The following is a 15790-nucleotide window of genomic DNA, read 5'->3' as shown; positions in this document are numbered from 1 at the left end:
TGTACAGGACATTGACAGATAGTCCGAGGGCGGCTTAGCGTCGGGGTCATTCGGCGTCGGTACGAGAACAAAGGGGTCCCCGATGAGCCAACTCCCAGCGGCCACCCGGACGAGGCTGAGCCGCCGCCGGCTGCTCGGGTCCGCCGCCGGTCTGGCCGGCGCGGCCGTGGCCGGTTCATTGCTGTCGGGCTGCACCGGTTCCGGCGAGCCGGCCCAGAGCCCGGGGCCGAGCGGCGGTGGCGCGGCGACCGGGACGGTGCAGTGGTGGGACCAGTTCCGCCCGTTGACCGCGCTGTTCACCAAGGACCTGTTCCAGCCGTACGCCGAACGGCATCCGGGCGTGACCGTCGAGCGGCGCGAGCTGGACGCGCCGGCCCTCGGGCAGGCGCTGCAACTGGCCCGGCGCAGCAAGCAGCCGCCGGACGTGCACTCCCTGGCCGGCCTGGACAGCAGCCCGGCCTCGCTGGTCGGCGCCGACTGGTTCCAGCCGATCGACGAGTTCGTCGATCTCGCCGGGTCGCCGATCGCCGATCAGTTGCTGGACGGGATCCATCGGTTCGACGGCCGGATCTACTCGTTCCCGGTCTTCAGCGGCCGGACCCACGACGCGTCGCCCTGGCTCAACACCGCCCAGCTCGAAGCGGCCGGGCTGGATCCGGCCGAATCGCCGGCGAGCTGGGACGACTTCCGGGCCGCGCTGCGCACCCTCAAGGCCAAGCTGCCCGAAGGCTCGTCCCCGATCGTGCTGCCGGGCAAGATCCCCGGCTACCTCGAGGCATTGATCACCCGATTCGCCATGGCGGCCGGAGCGGCCGGTGCGGTCGCCCCGCAGTCCGGCGAGTACGTCTTCCATGATCAACCGTTCCTGGACGCGTTCGAGTTCCTGATGTCGTTGCAGGCCGACGGGTTGGTGCATCCCGCGTCGGCGTCGATGGACACCCGTGACGCCCGGTCCCGCTGGGCCGCCGGCCAGGCGACGGTCTATCCCTGGGGTGCCTGGTTCATCGGCGGTCTGAAGGTCCAGGAGCCGGAGGCGGTCGAGCGCGGTGTCGGGGTCTGGCGGATCCCCACCCCGGGCGGCACACCGCCGGTGATCTACAGCGCCCCGCCCGGTGGCACCTTCTGGGTCTCGGCCCAGGCGAAGCTGCCGAAGCTCGGCGCCGACGTGATGTTCTCCATGCTCGACCCGGAGTTCATGAAGAAGCTGGCCGCCGCGATGGACCAGCCGCCGATCTTGGCCGACGTGGTCGCCGAGGCCGACGTCCACCCCGCGTACCGGACCAACATCGAGAATCTGGCCGAGGACGTGAAGCTCGCACCGCAACCTCAGGTACGCAATCCGGCGGTGGCCCAGGCCCTGGTGGAGATGCGCCCGGTCGACCCCAACCTCGGCACCATCGCCCAGGCGGTGCTGACCGGCGCCAACCGGGACTTTGCCGGCGCGCTGCGGACCCTGTCCGATGCGATGAGCAAGGAGCGGGAACGGGCGGTCAAGGCCGCAGCCGGGAAGGGCGCCGAGGTCAGCCTGGAGGACTGGGTGTTCGCCGACTGGAAGCCGGGAGAGGACTACCGGCAGTGACGATCGGCACCACCCCGCTGGCCGGCACCCGGACGGTCGCCGGCCCCGTCGCCGGCCGCACCGGTCGACGCCCGTTTCTGACCCGGCTGCGGCAGAGCTGGTGGATCTATCTGTTCCTGTTGCCGACCGTGCTCGGCTACGGCGCTTACACGGTCTATCCGCTGGTCGCGAGCTGGTGGTACGCGCTTCTGGACTGGCCCGGTTTCGCGCTCCGCGGCACTTTCATCGGGCTGGGCAACTTCGAGCGGCTGCTGGCCGACGACCTGTTCTGGAGCGCCTTCCGGAACTCGCTGGTGTTCATGATCATCGGCGTCCCGCTCCGGGTCGGTGGGGCGCTGCTGCTGGCCCTGGTGCTGAACAGTCGGCGGACCCCGTTCCGCGGCTTCTTCCGGACGTTGATCTTCCTGCCGGTGGTCACCACCGGCGCGATCATCGGGGTCGTCTTCACGCTGATCCTGGACGCGGGCGGCCCGGTCAACCTGGCGTTGATCAAGCTTGCGCTGCTGGAATCGCCGGTGAACTTCGCCGCCGACACCGACACCTCGCTGGTCACCGTCGTCGCCGTCTGGGTCTGGAAATGGCTCGGGATCACGATGATCTACTGGCTGGCCGCGCTGCAGACGATCCCGCCGGAGCTGGGGGAGGCGGCCCGGGTGGACCGGGCCGGTGCCGTGCGGGAGTTCTGGCACATCACCCTGCCGTTGCTCCGACCGTTCCTGGTGATCATCACCTTGATCGACATCATCGGCGCGCTGAACGTGTTCGACCTGGTCACCACCTTGACCGGCGGCGGGCCGGCGTACTCCTCGGAGGTGATCGAGTTGTTCATCTACCGCACCGCCTACGAAGCGACCGTGCCGCAGCTCGGCTACGCCTCCGCCGCCGCCGTCCTGTTCGGCCTGCTCACCGTGATCCTGGCCGTCGCCCAGGCCGCCGGCATCCGGGCCGTCCGGCGGAGGCAGGCATGAACCGTTGCCGTGGCCGCTGGCTGATCGGGCTGGGTTTGCTGATCTTCTGCGCGATCTGGATCTATCCGTTCATCTGGCTGGTCTCGGCCTCGCTGAAGCGGCAGCCGGAGATCTTCGGCAAGGGCCTGTCGTTGCTGCCGGAGCAGCCGGTCTGGGACAACTACGCCCGGGCCTGGGCCGAGGTCGGCTTCTCCGACTACATGATCAACACCGTGCTGATCACGATCGGGACCGTGGTGCTGATCGTGATCCGCAGCGCACTGGCCGGCTACGTCCTCGGCCGGTGTGACTTCCCCGGCAAGAAGGGATTGATCGCGGTGTTCCTGATCACCTTCTTTCTGCCCGAGGGCTACACGATCATCCCGGTCACTCAGCTGACCGATCAGCTCGGCCTGCTGAACACTCACCTGGGCGTGATCTTCGGCCTCGGTGCCGGCGGGCACGTGGCGGCGACGCTGCTCTACGCCGGCTACTTCCGCAGTCTGCCGAAGGAGCTGGAGGAATGTGCCCGGATCGACGGCGCCGGGCCGCTGACGATCTTCGCCCGGGTGTTCCTGCCGCTGGCCTGGCCGGTCACCGCGACGGTGATCATCCTGCAGTTCCTGGCCGCGTGGAACGCGTACCTGCTGCCGCTGGTGTTCACCCTGAGCCAGCCCGATCTGCGCACCCTCGCGGTCGGCATGACCGCCTTCATCGGCGAATACGGTACGGACTATCCGGGCCTGGCCGCCGCCGCTGTGATCTCCTTGGCGCCGGTGATCGGCGTCTTCATCGCCCTGCAACGCCAGTTCGTCGAGAGCGTGGCGGGGGCCGTCAAACAGTGACCGCATCAGAATCAACTCGAACGCTCCCAGGAGAGATGATCAACACCGTGACCGCCACCGGCCAGTCCCCCCTCGACACCGCCTCCCTCGACACCGCTGTCATCGACGTCGGCACCCGGCCACTCGACCGGCCGGTGGATCAGAACGTCTACGGCCACTTCCTGGAGCAGGCCTTCTACGGCAACATCGACGGCGGGGTCTTCGACGAGGGCTCCGAGTTGTCGATCACTGAACCCGGGCCGTTGCAGGGTTGTCGTACCGACGTGTTGGAGCACTGCCGGGCGCTCGGGGTGCCGGTGCTGCGCTGGCCCGGCGGCAACTTCACCTCGGCCTACTGGTGGCGCGACGGCGTCGGCCCGCGGGACGACCGGCCGCGCCGGCTCGAGTTGGCATGGGGCAACGAGGAGTCCAACCGGTTCGGCACTCCGGAGTTCCTGGCCTGGTCGGCCGCGGTGGGTGCGGAGCCGTATCTGGCCCACTCCTGCCGCAGCGTCGACGACGCCGTCCGCTGGGTCGAATACACCAACCACGCCGGCGACACCGAGCTGACCCGACTGCGGGCCGCCGACGGGCACCCGGATCCGTACCGGGTGCGCTACTGGGGGCTGGGCAACGAGGTCTACGGTCGCTGGCAGATGGGGCATCGCAGCCCGCAGCGCTACGTCGAGGACGCTGTTGAGCACGCGCGCTTCATGCGCAACGTCGATCCCAGCCTGAGCTTTATCGCGGTCGGCCACGAACGGGACTCCTGGCTGGAGCCGGTCGTCGCCGGGCTCGGCTCGGTCGCCGACTACTTCTCACTGCACCTGTACGGGTCGAGCCGGCATCTCGTCGACCCGAGTGCCGAGGAGTTCTCAGCCGTCGTCGGCCAGGCCCTGTTCTTCGAGCAGGCGATCGTCGAGTTCTCCCAGCAACTGCACGGTCTGGCCGCGCGGCACCGGATCGAGCGGCCGCTGGCGATCTCGATGGACGAGTGGAACATGCGGCACGTCGAGCCGCGGAGCTGGCCGGAGCCGCAGCCAGGCGAGGACGGCGGCATCGCGGCGCGCGAGCTGCCGGACCAGGAAGTCGATCATCCGACGCGGGTCAATCGGCACAGCCCGCGGACCCTGGCCGACGCCCTGTTCTACGCGGGGGTGTTCCACGCCTTCCATCGCGCGGCCCAGTTGCCGGCGCCGGTCACCATGGCCAACACGGTCAATCTGATCAACGCGAACGGCCTGATCAACGTACGCCCGAACGGTTCGGTGCGGACCGCGACCTATCACGTCTGGGACCTCTATCAGAACCACTTCGGCCACCGCCCGACGCCGAGCCGGACCCGCTGCGCCGCGACCTGGACCGACACCCGGCTGTCCGATGCCCACCGGCGGCCGGACGGCGGCTACTGGACCATGCCCCGGGCGGTGCCGGACCTGGACGTCTCCTCCGCGCTGACCGAGGACGGACGTCTGACCGTCGCGATGATCAACCGGTCGGCCGGCGCCGACGTCACCGCCCAGTTGAGCTTCGACGGCAAGATCGACTCGGTGCCGACCACCGCCGAGTGCCGGACCATCGGCGTCGGCGGCGCCGACCTGTTCGCGGTGAACATGATCGGCGGACCGGATCACGTCGCCCTCTCCGCGCCGGCGCGGGTCACCCTGGTCGACGGCCAGATCACCCTGCCCGCCCACTCGATCACCCTGCTCACCTTCCCCCGCTGACCCGGGCCTGGTGCGTTTCTCTACCTGTGGCGACAAATGCGCCGCGAAGCGCCCCGCGACTGGTCGTTTCTCGACACAGGTAGAGAAACGATCCCGATTTCGCCCGGAACCAGGGTCATTTGTCGCCACAGGTAGAGAAACGCACCAAAGCCCGGGTCAGTGGACGCGGGAGTGGAGGTAGTTCTCGAGGTTGGTGTAGCCGTCGCCGTTCAGGTCTGCCACGGTGGTCATCGAGGTTCCTCACTGCCGTCATCGGCCATGATCAGAAAACGGTTGCTCGTCGGGATGCAGTTCAGCATTCGTGATCGGTGATGGCCAATGGCCAAAGGTCCGGCCGGATCGGCTCCGAAACGGGGATCGTGACTTGACACCTTGATCATCGCTGCGGAAGTCTGGGAAGAAAGCGATTTCCAGAACGGGAGTACGGGTGATGGCCGACGCGCCGATCGATCGGCAGGCTCTGGTGCGGCGGCACCGGGTGGTGCTGCGGACCGCGGATCCGCGATCGCCGCTGACCGTCGGCAACGGGGAGTTCTGCTTCACCGCCGACCTGACCGGGCTGCAGAGCTTCCCCGACCACTACCCGGTCGGCCCGCGGGACCCGGAGGCGCGGGACGGGACGCTGCTGGGCACGATGAGCCACTGGGGTTGGCATGCGACCCCGGCCGCGGAGCCGTACCGGATCGAAGACGCGATGATCAGCTACCGGACCCCGCGCGGGCCGGTCCGCTACGTCGATCAGAGCGGGGCGGTGCAGGGTGGGACCGAGCACGGCACCAACGACCGGGATCTGTGGCTGCGGGCCAATCCGCACCGGCTGCACCTCGGGATGATCGGCCTGATCCGGACCGATCGTGTCCCGGCCGGTGAGCCGCTGCGTCCGGAAGAACTCGAGGACGCCGAACAGGTGCTGGACCTGTGGCGCGGCGAGCTGCGCAGCGCGTTCACGGTGGCCGGTCACCGGGTCTCGGTGATCACGGCCTGCGATCCGGACCGGGATCTGGTGGGCTTCCGGATCGAGTCGACCGCGCTGGCCGCCGGTGTGCTCGCGGTCCAGCTCAGTTTTCCGTACGGCAGCGAAGACTGGCACCGCTCCGCCGACTGGGAGACGCCGGACCGGCACCGCACCGAGTTGATCACCGAGCCCGACGGCTGGACCGCCCGGCGGTGGGTCGACGGCACCGCCTACCAGGTCCGGCTGGCCGCGACCGCCGGGGCGGCGCTGCGACCGACCGGCCGGCACGCGCTGCGGCTCGACCATGATCATTCCGGGGCGCTGGAGCTGCGCGCCTGGTTCACGCCGGGCCCGGTCGCCGGTCCGGTGCCCGAGTTCGCCGAGGTCGCGGAGCGCGGCGCCGAATCCTGGGCCGCCTTCTGGCGCAGCGGCGGCGCGGTCGACCTGTCCGGCACCGACGATCCGCGGGCCGCCGAGATCGAGCGTCGCGTCGTGCTCTCGCAGTATCTGACGGCGATCAGCGCGGGCTCGCTGCCGCCGGCCGAGACCGGGCTGATCTGCAACTCCTGGCGGGGCAAGTTTCATCTCGAGATGCACTGGTGGCACAGCGCGCACTTCCCGATGTGGGGTCGGCCGGAGCTGTTGCTGCGCAGCCTGCGCTGGTATCACGGCGCCCTGCCGGCGGCGCGCGAGCTGGCCGCGGTCCAGGGCTACGTCGGCGCCCGCTGGCCGAAACAGGTCGGGCCGGACGGCCGCGAGGCGCCGAGCTCGATCGGGCCGTTCCTGATCTGGCAACAGCCGCATCCGATCCATCTGGCCGAGCTCACCCACGCCGCGACCGGTGCCGATCCGGACCGGCAGCGGGCGGTGCTGGAGGAGTTCGCCGACATCGTCTTCGCCAGCGCCGAGTTCATGGCCGACCTGGCGGTGCCGACCGATCGCGGATACGAGCTCGGGCCGCCGCTGATCCCGGCCCAGGAGAGTTACGGCGGGATCCGGGCCCGACTGTGGAACCCCACCTACGAACTCGTCTACTGGCACTGGGCGCTCGACGTCGCGTGCCGCTGGCAGCAGCGGCTCGGCCGGTCGGTGCCGGCCCGCTGGCGCGAGGTCGCGGACAAGATCATCGCACCGGCGCCGCGGGACGGGATCTATCCGGCGATCGAGGTCGACCCGTACACGATCCGCACCGATCATCCGTCGATGCTCTGCGCCCTGGGCGTGCTGCCGCAGACGACCAAGATCGATCCGGTGATCATGGCGGCGACGCTGGACGACGTGCTGGCCGACTGGGACTGGTCCAGCACCTGGGGCTGGGACTATCCGGTGATCGCGATGTGCGCCGCCCGGCTCGGTCGACCGGACGCCGCGGTCGACGCCCTGCTCGCCGACCGGCACAAGAACGAGACCTTGATCAACGGGCACAACCGGCAGACCGACTCGTTGCCGCTGTATCTGCCCGGCAACGGAGGCCTGCTGGCCGCGGTGGCGCTGATGGCTGCCGGCTGGGATGGCGGCCCCGAGCGCGCCGCGCCGGGCTTCCCGGCCGGGTGGTCGGTCCGGACGGAGGGCCTGCTGGCCGCGTTCTGAGCTCCGCAAGATCAATTCACAGTATTCACAAAACTATGAATACTGTGTACGCTCGAGGAGTGAGTAACTCCATCGAGATCGCCGGCCTGTCCAAGGCCTACGGCGTCAGTATGGCCCTGGACGGCCTCGACCTGACCGTCCGATCGGGCGAAGTGCACGGCTTCCTCGGCCCCAACGGTGCCGGGAAGTCCACCACCATCAGGGTTCTGCTCGGTCTGATCCGGGCTGATCACGGGACGGTACGGCTCTTCGGCGGGGACCCGTGGCAGGACGCGACGGCGTTGCACGGGCGGCTCGCGTACGTGCCCGGGGATGTGGCGCTGTGGCCCAACCTGACCGGCGGTGAGGTGATCGATCTGCTCGGCCGGCTGCGCGGCGGGCTCGATCCGGGTCGCCGGGCCGAGCTGGTCCGGCGCTTCGACCTCGATCTGCGGAAGCGCTGCCGGACCTATTCCAAGGGCAATCGGCAGAAGGTCGCGCTGATCGCCGCGCTTGCGGCCAAGGTCGATCTGTTGATCTTGGACGAGCCGACCTCCGGGCTCGACCCGCTGATGGAGGCGGTGTTCACCGAGTGCATCCGGGAGGAGCGCGCCGCCGGCCGGACGGTGCTGCTGTCGTCGCACATCCTGTCCGAGGTGGAGGCGCTGTGCGACCGGGTCACGATCATCCGCTCCGGCCGCACCGTCGAGTCCGGCACGCTGGCCGAGCTGCGGCACCTGACCCGGACGACGGTCACCGCCGAGTTGACCGGCCCGCTGCCGGACCTGGACCGAATCGTCGGCGTGCACGAGGTCCGCCGCGACGGCACCATGATCAGCTGCCAGGTCGACCCGAACGGACTGAGCGAGTTGCTCGGCGTGCTGGCCGCCGCCGGGGTGCGCAGCCTGGTCAGCAGCCCGCCGAGCCTGGAAGACCTGTTCCTGCAGCACTACCGGACCGAACTCCCTGTGGGAGCGGCCCGATGACCGCGCCGGCGGTCCGCTCGGTGCGCCGGGGACCGGCGGACGGCGGGCTCGAGGGCACGGGCTTCGCGGTCCGGCTCGGCCTGCGGCGCAACCGGGGGCTGGTGATCGGCGCGGTGCTGTTCCTGGTGCTGCTCGGCATCGGCACCGCGCTGCAGTACGCGCGGACCTTCCCGACCGACACCGCCCGCCGGGAGTTCGCCGCGGAGGTGGGCGGCAACGCCGCCCTGACGGCGTTCACCGGCCAGTTGCAGGGCGACTCGCTCGGCGCCCTGGTGGTGTGGAAGATCGGCGACATCCTCTATCTGCTGGTGTCGCTGATCGCGATCCTGATCGTGATCCGGCAGACCCGGGCCGAGGAGGAGACCGGGCGACTGGAGTTGATCAGGGCGAGCACGGTCGGCCGGCACGCCTCCTGGCTGTCCGGGTTGATCATCGGCCTGATCGTGGTGGTCGCCGCGGCGGGTCTGATCGGGCTGGGCATGATCACGTTGGGCACCGACGTGGTCGGCAGCGTGGCGTTCGCCGCGGCGATCGCGTCGGCCGGCAGCGTGGCCACCGTGCTGGCGGTGATCACGGCGCAGCTGACCGAGCGGTCCCGCGGGGCCACCGTGATCGCGGCCGTGGTGCTCGGCCTGGCCTACCTGACCAGATTCGTCGCCGACGGCAGCGGGCTGCTCGGCCTGCGCTGGTTGTCCTTCACCGGGTGGAGCCATCTGGTGGCACCGTACGGTGACGAGCAGGGCCTGGTGCTGGTGCTGCCGTTGCTGGTCGGCGCGGCCGGCGTCGCGCTTGCGGCCCGGATGGCCGACCGGCGGGACCTCGGGTCGGGCGTGATCAGGCCCCGGCCGGGCCCGGATGCCGCGGCTCCCGGCCTCGCAGGCCCGTTCGGCCTGGCCTGGCGATTGCAGCGTGGCTTCCTGGCCGGCTGGCTGGCCGCCTGCGGCGCGCTGGCGCTCGCCACCGCGGGCGTCGCGGCGGGGATGCCGGAGCTCGCCGACCGCGGCGGCCCGCAGGTGACCGAGTTCCTCAACCGGTACGCGGATCATCCCGGCGCTTCGATCGCCGACACCTTCGTCTGGATGATCATCGTCTCGATCGCCGGCACGGTGGCGCTCTATCCGGTCCTGGTGCTGGCCCGGGTCCGGGCCGAGGAGAGCAACGGGCTGGCCGAGCTCACCCTGTCGACCACGATCAGCCGGCTGCGCTGGGCCGGCGCACACCTGATCATCGCCCTGGCCGGCACGGCGGTGATCATGACCGTCAGCGGGCTGGCGGCCGGGCTGAGCTACGGCGTCACCTCGGGCACCGGCCCGGTCCAGGTCGGCCGGGTGCTCGCGGCGGCGGCGATCCAGATCCCCGCGATCTGGGTGCTGGCAGGGGTGATCATGTTCGCCATCGGAGTGCTGCCGCGGATCGCGGTCGCCGTCGGCTGGGCCGCCTGGGTCTTCGTCAACGTGTTCGGCGAGAGCCTCGGCCCGATCATCGGGTTGCGTTATGCCGTCGCCAACGCGGTGATCCCGTTCGCCTATGTCAGCAAGATCATCACCGGTGCGACGCTGCAGCTGACCCCACTGATCGTGCTGGTGTTGATCACCGTGGCGCTGGCGACCGTCGGCCTGCTGGTGTTGCGTCGCCGGGATATCCGGCCGGCTTGAGGATAGGGTGCGGGCAACCGAACCGAGTGAGGGGAGATGGCGATGGCGACAGCGGGGGACGGTGCTCGGAACGAGTTCATCGAGGGCCTGGCCCTGGTGCTCGCCGGCTCCGGGCTGCAGCGGATGGCGGCCCGGATGCTCGCCGCGGTCCTGTCGTCGGAGTCGGGCAGCAGCACCGTGCCCGAACTGACCGAGACGTTGCAGGTGAGCCCGGCCGCGATCAGCGGGGCAGGCCGGGCACTGATCCAGTCCGGGTTCCTGATCAAGACCCGCAATCCCGGTGATCGACTGGATTCGTACTCGCTCGGCGGTGATCACTGGTACGAAGCGGTGATCTCCCGAAACCCGGTCTACGAACGGCTGGCCGCCGAACTCGAGCGCGGCGTCCGCGCGGTCGGTCCGAAAACCGCCCCCGGCCGTCGGCTGGCCGAGACCCGCGACTTCTTCGCCTTCATCGCCGAGCGGACGCCGGAGCTGGTGCGGGAATGGCAGCAGCTCCGGGACGCGCGCGACGGGGCCTGATCAGGGGGCGAGCAGGGCGACCGGGTAGCTCGCCAACAGCCGGCCCAGCTCGGCCCGGCCCGCGGGATGGTGCCGGCCGGTGAGCCGGTCGGTGACCGCCGTCGGCAACTCGACCGACGTCTCGGCCCAGCCGCCGAGCTCGGCCAGGCCGACCGGGAGTCGGGTGGCCAGAGTGATCGCGCCGCCGCGGTCGAAGCCGATCAGATGCCAGCCGGCCGGGCCGTCGGCGAACATCGGGCGGTAGCCGGTGAACCGGCCGGGCTCCGCGCGGCGCAGGGTCAGGGCGGCACGAGTGATCCAGAGCTTGGCCGCGCCGCTGTCGTCGATCGCCGGCGGCTGATCGAATCCGGCGAGCAGCCGGGCCCGCTCGGTGAAGTCGACCGGTCGGCGGTTGTCCGGATCGACCAGCGAGTCCTGCCACAGTTCCGTTCCCTGATAGACATCCGGGATGCCGGGGGCGGTCAACTGGAGCAGCTTCGCGGCCAGGGCGTTGGACCGGCCGGGCTCGATGATCATGGCCTCCAGCCGGTCCCAGGCCGCCCGGAGACCGGGGTCGTCGTAAGCCAGCTCGACCGCGGCCGCGACCCGGCTCTCGTACTCCTGGTCGACCCGGGTCCAGCCGGTCTCCTCGGCGGCCTCCCGGGCCGCCTTCTGCGCGTACGCCAGCAGCCGGTCCCGCTCGATCGGACCGGTCCCGGCCAGCGTCTGCGCCAGCAGATAGCCGAACCGCCGGTTCTCCAGGCCGGTGGCGTCGAGGAACGTCGCGGCGAACTCGGCCCAGTGCGTCCCCAGTTCGGGCAGTACCGCCAGCCGGGCCCGGACGTCCTCGCCGCGCTTGGTGTCGTGCGTCGACAACGACGTCATGGACCGCGGGGTCCACGTCTGCCGGTGCTCCTGCGCGGCGTGGAACTCCACGATCCGACTGCCGAAGGTGGCCGGATCACCGCCGACCTCATTGCCGCCGGCGAACCGGCTGTAGCGGTAGTAGGCGGTGTCCTCGACGCCCTTGGCCATCACCGCCCCGGCCAGTTGCTGCAGCCGTACCGACAGCTCGTCAGCGGGGTCGCGCAGCCGCGGCAGCAGCGCCGCCAGGGTCCGGGCCAGCTCCGGCCGGCGGCGGGCGGCGAGCACCACGGCGCGATCGAGCCGGTCGGCACCGATCGGCAGATAGGACCGATAGACGTCGTACGCGATCGCGATCTCGGCCAACGCGTCGCCCGCCTGCTCCAGCTCCGGGACCAGCCGAGCCAGCCGTCGCCGCTCGGCCCGGAACAGCGTGTCCGCGACCTGCCGCTTGCCGCGCTCGAGGTGCTCGGCGGCCGTCGCCTGGTCGCCGGTGAGCCGGCGATACAGGGCATCCAGCCAGTTCTCCTGATCATGGTCCAGCAACACCTGGTTGATCTCGGCCAGGGCGTCGTAGCCGGTGCTGCCGGCGACCGGCCACTCGGCCGGCAGTTGCTCGCCCGGCTCCAAGATCTTCTCCACCACGATCCACGCCTCGGGCGCCAGTCGGCGGAGTTGCTCGAGATAGCCGGTCGGATCGGCCAGCCCGTCCGGGTGATCGATCCGCAGCCCGTCGATCCCCTCGGTGACCCAGCCGGCGACCCGGGCGTGGGTGGCCCGGAAGACCTCCTCGTCCTCGACCCGGACTCCGGCCAGGGTGGTGATCGTGAAGAACCGCCGGTAGGTCAGTTCATGATCACCGCGGGACCAGTGGATCAGCCGGTAGTGCTGGCGATCATGAACGGCGGCCGGGTCGTCGCCGTCCTGCCAACTGTCCGGCGCCAGCGGGAAGCGGTGCTCGTAGTAGCGCAGTTCGCCGTCGACCAGCTCGAGCTCGCCCTCGTCGCCGAGCACCGGCAGCATGATCGGCCCCGCGGCCCAGTCGATGTCGAACCAGGCGGCGTACGCCGACGCCCGGCCCAGTCGCAGCACGTCCCACCAGGCCGGATTCTCGTGCGGCACGGCGATCCCGAGATGGTTGGGCACGATGTCGACGACGACGCCGAGGCCACGCCCACGGGCCGCGGCGAGCAGCGCCTGCCAACCCTCCTCGCCGCCCCGGGCCGGGTCGATCCGGGTCGGATCGGTGGTGTCGTAGCCATGATCGGAGCCGGTGGTCGACTTGAGCAGCGGCGACAGGTAGACCGCGCCGACGCCGAGGTCGGCCAGATAGTCGACCAGCCGGGCGGCATCATCGAGGGTGAAGCCGGGCCGGATCTGCAGGCGGTACGTCGAGCTCGGTGTCACTCCGCGAGCCTACGGGAATAGGCCCAAGCGCCGCCCGGTTGCGGTACTACGTGACTGATACCACGGTGAGTGAATCTGCTTCTCGCGACCGCGCCGACTTCTGGTTCGATCCTCTCTGTCCGTTCTGCTGGGTCACTTCGCGCTGGATCCTCGAGGTCGAGAAGGTCCGCGACATCGAGACCCATTTCCACGTGATGAGCCTGGCCGTCCTGAACGAGGACACCGAGGTCTCCGAGGACTACCGCCAGGGCGTGCAACGCGGCTGGTCCTACCAGCGGGTCGCCATCGCCGCCGCCCGGCTGAAGGGCGAGGAGATCCTCAGCCCGCTGTACACCGCGTACGGCACCCGGATCCACAAGCAGCAGAACAAGGACATCGAGTCGGTGATCGCGGAGTCGCTGGCGGAGGTCGGGCTGCCGGCCGACCTGGCCGAGGCCGCGAGCTCGACCGAATACGACAAGGAGATCCGGGCCAGCCACCACGAGGGCATGGACAAGGTCGGCAAGGGTGTCGGCACGCCGACGATCCACGTCAACGGCGTCGCCTTCTTCGGCCCGGTGATCACCCGGATCCCGCGCGGCGAGGAGGCCGGTGAACTCTGGGACGCCACGGTCAAGCTGGCGTCGCTCCCGTACTTCTTCGAAATCAAGCGCGAGCGCACCGAGTCGATCAACTTCGACTGACGAGGACGAGGGCGCGGGCCCGCCGCCCGGTGTGGCTGGCCCGCGGTAACTAGTCGAGTGTCTTGCTGTCTGAACCGTTCTTACGCCAGACCGATACGCCGGTCTTGCTGTCCGCAGTGAACGGAGATCGGTCCCAGCCGGCGAATCGATCCACCGGTTCAAGCCCTGCCATCTTGGCCATGACATCCAGTTCAGCGGGCCAGACTTAGCGATGTTGACTGCCTCGACTTCCGATCACCCTGTCACCGTCCACCGTGAAATGGTGCGACACCACACGCTGCGCGACGATGTCGTAGCTGTCGATGATCCACTTCGTGTCGGTGACGGTCCCGGCGACCAGCGTCTGCCCGAGGGGCAGCTCGCGCAGCTGCGGCACCCACAGGGAGATCACGAGGTGACCGCCCGGGCGAAGGTGCCGAGCAGCGTTCTGGAAACAGGCGATCTGCTCATCCTGGTAGACAAGGCACGAGATCGCGTTCGCGATGACGTACACGAGTCGGTAGTCCCGACCCGGGGCGTCAGCGCTCGCCATGCTCCCAACGGTTGCGGGAATCTCCTCGGCCGACACGGTGTCGTGGAGAACTTTGATCATGCCCGGCGATACGTCGATGCCAGCCACGGAGACGCCGCGGCGATACAAGGGAACGGCGATCCTCCCCGTACCGATTCCGAGCTCAAGCGCGGGTCCGTCGCCGGCCAGTGCAGCCAGAAAGTCAAGCAGGGGTGTCGTGTCATCAGTCTCGACCGCTGCGCTCGGATCCCAACTCAGCGCGTGGTTGTCCCAGAATCTGCGCTGCTCGGCGCTGGAATCCATCCTCAAGCCCTCGATCCGGTTGGAGCCGTAGGGCGATAGTCGCAGTCGGTGTCGGTCGAACGCCACCCCTTTGTGGATGCCTGTTTCCCGCCAGCGGCAGCTTCGCGGTCCGCGCGGTCGAGTTGGGCCTGGCGTTTCGAGTGGACGCGTTGGCCACGTCCGGTCGGGAAATTCGTGGCCGGAGCGTCCACTCGCGTACTCCGATGATCCGATGGTCTGGAATCTCGGCACCAGTGGACTTCGATTTGATCAAGCCGGCTCGGCCGAGCGATGAAGATCAGGGAGCGGTGCGGCCGAGGTTGATCAGCGTGTCGTAGGCCTGTTCCAGGGCCTCGTTCGGGCTGGCCAGCGAGGGGTCGGCGTCGTAGGTGGCGACGATCCGGCGCGCGCCCTCCGCGTACGGCACCCGGCAGACGTAGTGCGGCACGATCGCCTTCACCTTGCTGTTGTCGAAGACGACCGAGTGGGCCTTGTCGCCGACCAGACCCGGGCCGAGGCTCGGCACGAACCGCGCGATCGTCTCGGAGCTGACGTGCACGAGTTCCGGATCGCGCACCCCGGCGGCCGCGCCGATGGCCCGATAGACCTGATCCCAGGTCAGCGCCTGATCGGAGGTGATCGTGTAGCTCTCGCCGATGGTGCGTTGATCACCGAGCAGGCCGGTGAACGCGACGGCGAAGTCGGAGCTGTGGGTCAGCGTCCAGAGCGAGGTGCCGTCGCCGTGCACCAGCACCGGCTTCCCGGCCCGCATCCGGTCGATGTCGGCGTGGCCGCCCAGCAACGGGGTGCGCAGGTCGTCGTACGTGTGCGACGGCCGGATGATCGTGATCGGGAAGCCATCGTTGCGGTAAGCGTTGATCAACAGATCCTCGCCGGCGATCTTGTCCCGCGAATACTGCCAGAACGGGTTGTGCAGCGGCGTCGACTCGGTGATCGGCAGATTGCCGACGGGCTTCTGGTACGCCGACGCCGAGCTGATGAAGACGAACTGGCCGACCCGGCCGCGGAACAGCTCGATGTCGGCAGCGACGTGCTCGGGCAGGAACGCGATGAAGTCGACCACCACGTCGAACTCGCGATCACCGATCGCCGCCCGCACCGACTCCGCATCCCGGGCGTCGCCGCGCAGCACCTCGACGCCGTCCGGCAGCGGCCGGCTGGTGGTCGTGCCGCGGTTGAGGACGGTCAGGGCGATGCCGGCGTCGACGGCGCGGCGGGCACACCAGCTGCTGATCGTTCCGGTGCCGCCGAGGAACAGGACGGAAAGGCTCATGCGGAC

12 protein-coding genes are annotated in these 15790 nt (G+C 69.6%); 9 read left to right on the top strand and 3 right to left on the bottom strand.

Annotated elements, in window-relative coordinates:
- Window positions 1–82 precede the first annotated feature (82 nt).
- From FNH24_RS09600 to FNH24_RS09565, 8 genes are all read left to right on the top strand, one after another.
- Window positions 83–1579 carry an ABC transporter substrate-binding protein gene (locus tag FNH24_RS09600; protein ID WP_152361949.1) on the top strand — a complete coding sequence of 499 codons (1497 nt, stop codon included), beginning with the start codon at window positions 83–85 and terminating at the stop codon, window positions 1577–1579.
- Window positions 1576–2547 (top strand): carbohydrate ABC transporter permease, encoded by a 972-nt coding sequence (locus FNH24_RS09595; protein ID WP_217428128.1) that lies wholly within the window; start codon window positions 1576–1578, stop codon window positions 2545–2547. The genes FNH24_RS09600 and FNH24_RS09595 overlap by 4 nt, the downstream gene beginning before the upstream one ends.
- Window positions 2544–3371: a carbohydrate ABC transporter permease gene (locus FNH24_RS09590; RefSeq protein WP_152361948.1), complete on the top strand. Its 828-nt coding sequence runs from the start codon at window positions 2544–2546 to the stop codon at window positions 3369–3371. The genes FNH24_RS09595 and FNH24_RS09590 overlap by 4 nt, the downstream gene beginning before the upstream one ends.
- 35 nt (window positions 3372–3406) lie before the next feature.
- On the top strand, window positions 3407–5077 hold the full coding sequence (locus FNH24_RS09585; RefSeq protein WP_152361947.1) for an alpha-L-arabinofuranosidase C-terminal domain-containing protein: 1671 nt from the start codon (window positions 3407–3409) through the stop codon (window positions 5075–5077).
- Between the two features lie 430 nt (window positions 5078–5507).
- Window positions 5508–7622 carry a hypothetical protein gene (locus FNH24_RS09580; protein WP_152361946.1) on the top strand — a complete coding sequence of 705 codons (2115 nt, stop codon included), beginning with the start codon at window positions 5508–5510 and terminating at the stop codon, window positions 7620–7622.
- 59 nt (window positions 7623–7681) lie between these two features.
- Window positions 7682–8587, top strand: coding sequence for an ABC transporter ATP-binding protein (locus FNH24_RS09575; protein ID WP_152361945.1), 906 nt, complete (start codon window positions 7682–7684; stop codon window positions 8585–8587).
- Window positions 8584–10242 (top strand): ABC transporter permease, encoded by a 1659-nt coding sequence (locus tag FNH24_RS09570; RefSeq protein ID WP_152361944.1) that lies wholly within the window; start codon window positions 8584–8586, stop codon window positions 10240–10242. Before FNH24_RS09575 ends, FNH24_RS09570 begins: the two co-directional genes overlap by 4 nt.
- A 42-nt stretch (window positions 10243–10284) precedes the next feature.
- Window positions 10285–10764 (top strand): GbsR/MarR family transcriptional regulator, encoded by a 480-nt coding sequence (locus FNH24_RS09565; protein WP_161606067.1) that lies wholly within the window; start codon window positions 10285–10287, stop codon window positions 10762–10764.
- Here FNH24_RS09565 and treY read toward each other — a convergent pair whose 3' ends face one another.
- Window positions 10765–13014, bottom strand: coding sequence for a malto-oligosyltrehalose synthase (treY, locus tag FNH24_RS09560; protein WP_152361942.1), 2250 nt, complete (start codon window positions 13012–13014; stop codon window positions 10765–10767).
- Between the two features lie 65 nt (window positions 13015–13079).
- Between treY and FNH24_RS09555 the strand changes: the two genes are divergently transcribed.
- Window positions 13080–13697 carry a mycothiol-dependent nitroreductase Rv2466c family protein gene (locus tag FNH24_RS09555; RefSeq protein WP_152361941.1) on the top strand — a complete coding sequence of 206 codons (618 nt, stop codon included), beginning with the start codon at window positions 13080–13082 and terminating at the stop codon, window positions 13695–13697.
- 205 nt (window positions 13698–13902) lie between these two features.
- Here the strand turns inward: FNH24_RS09555 and FNH24_RS09550 are convergent, their stop codons facing one another.
- Both FNH24_RS09550 and FNH24_RS09545 read right to left on the bottom strand, forming a co-directional pair.
- The gene (locus FNH24_RS09550) at window positions 13903–14511 is read right to left on the bottom strand and encodes a class I SAM-dependent DNA methyltransferase (RefSeq protein WP_217428127.1); all 609 of its coding nucleotides are present in this window, start codon (window positions 14509–14511) and stop codon (window positions 13903–13905) included.
- A gap of 277 nt (window positions 14512–14788) precedes the next feature.
- Entirely contained in the window at window positions 14789–15784 is a 996-nt protein-coding gene (locus FNH24_RS09545) for an SDR family oxidoreductase (protein ID WP_217428126.1), read from the bottom strand.
- Between the last annotated feature and the right edge of the window lie 6 nt (window positions 15785–15790).

The sequence above is a fragment of the Microlunatus speluncae genome (genome assembly GCF_009299835.1).
GTDB lineage: Bacteria > Actinomycetota > Actinomycetes > Propionibacteriales > Propionibacteriaceae > Microlunatus > Microlunatus speluncae.
The sequence above is the reverse complement of the archived record's forward strand: the minus strand, read 5'-3'. Positions and strand labels throughout refer to the sequence as shown.

Bases quoted from the DNA above. Each gene is read 5' to 3' on its own strand.
- FNH24_RS09600 (WP_152361949.1), top strand. From the start codon at position 83: ATGAGCCAACTCCCAGCGGCCACCCGGACGAGGCTGAGCCGCCGCCGG.
- FNH24_RS09590 (WP_152361948.1), top strand. From the start codon at position 2,544: ATGAACCGTTGCCGTGGCCGCTGGCTGATCGGGCTGGGTTTGCTGATC.
- FNH24_RS09585 (WP_152361947.1), top strand. From the start codon at position 3,407: ATGATCAACACCGTGACCGCCACCGGCCAGTCCCCCCTCGACACCGCC.
- FNH24_RS09580 (WP_152361946.1), top strand. From the start codon at position 5,508: ATGGCCGACGCGCCGATCGATCGGCAGGCTCTGGTGCGGCGGCACCGG.
- FNH24_RS09570 (WP_152361944.1), top strand. From the start codon at position 8,584: ATGACCGCGCCGGCGGTCCGCTCGGTGCGCCGGGGACCGGCGGACGGC.
- FNH24_RS09565 (WP_161606067.1), top strand. From the start codon at position 10,285: ATGGCGACAGCGGGGGACGGTGCTCGGAACGAGTTCATCGAGGGCCTG.
- FNH24_RS09550 (WP_217428127.1), bottom strand. From the start codon at position 14,511: ATGGATTCCAGCGCCGAGCAGCGCAGATTCTGGGACAACCACGCGCTG.
- FNH24_RS09545 (WP_217428126.1), bottom strand. From the start codon at position 15,784: ATGAGCCTTTCCGTCCTGTTCCTCGGCGGCACCGGAACGATCAGCAGC.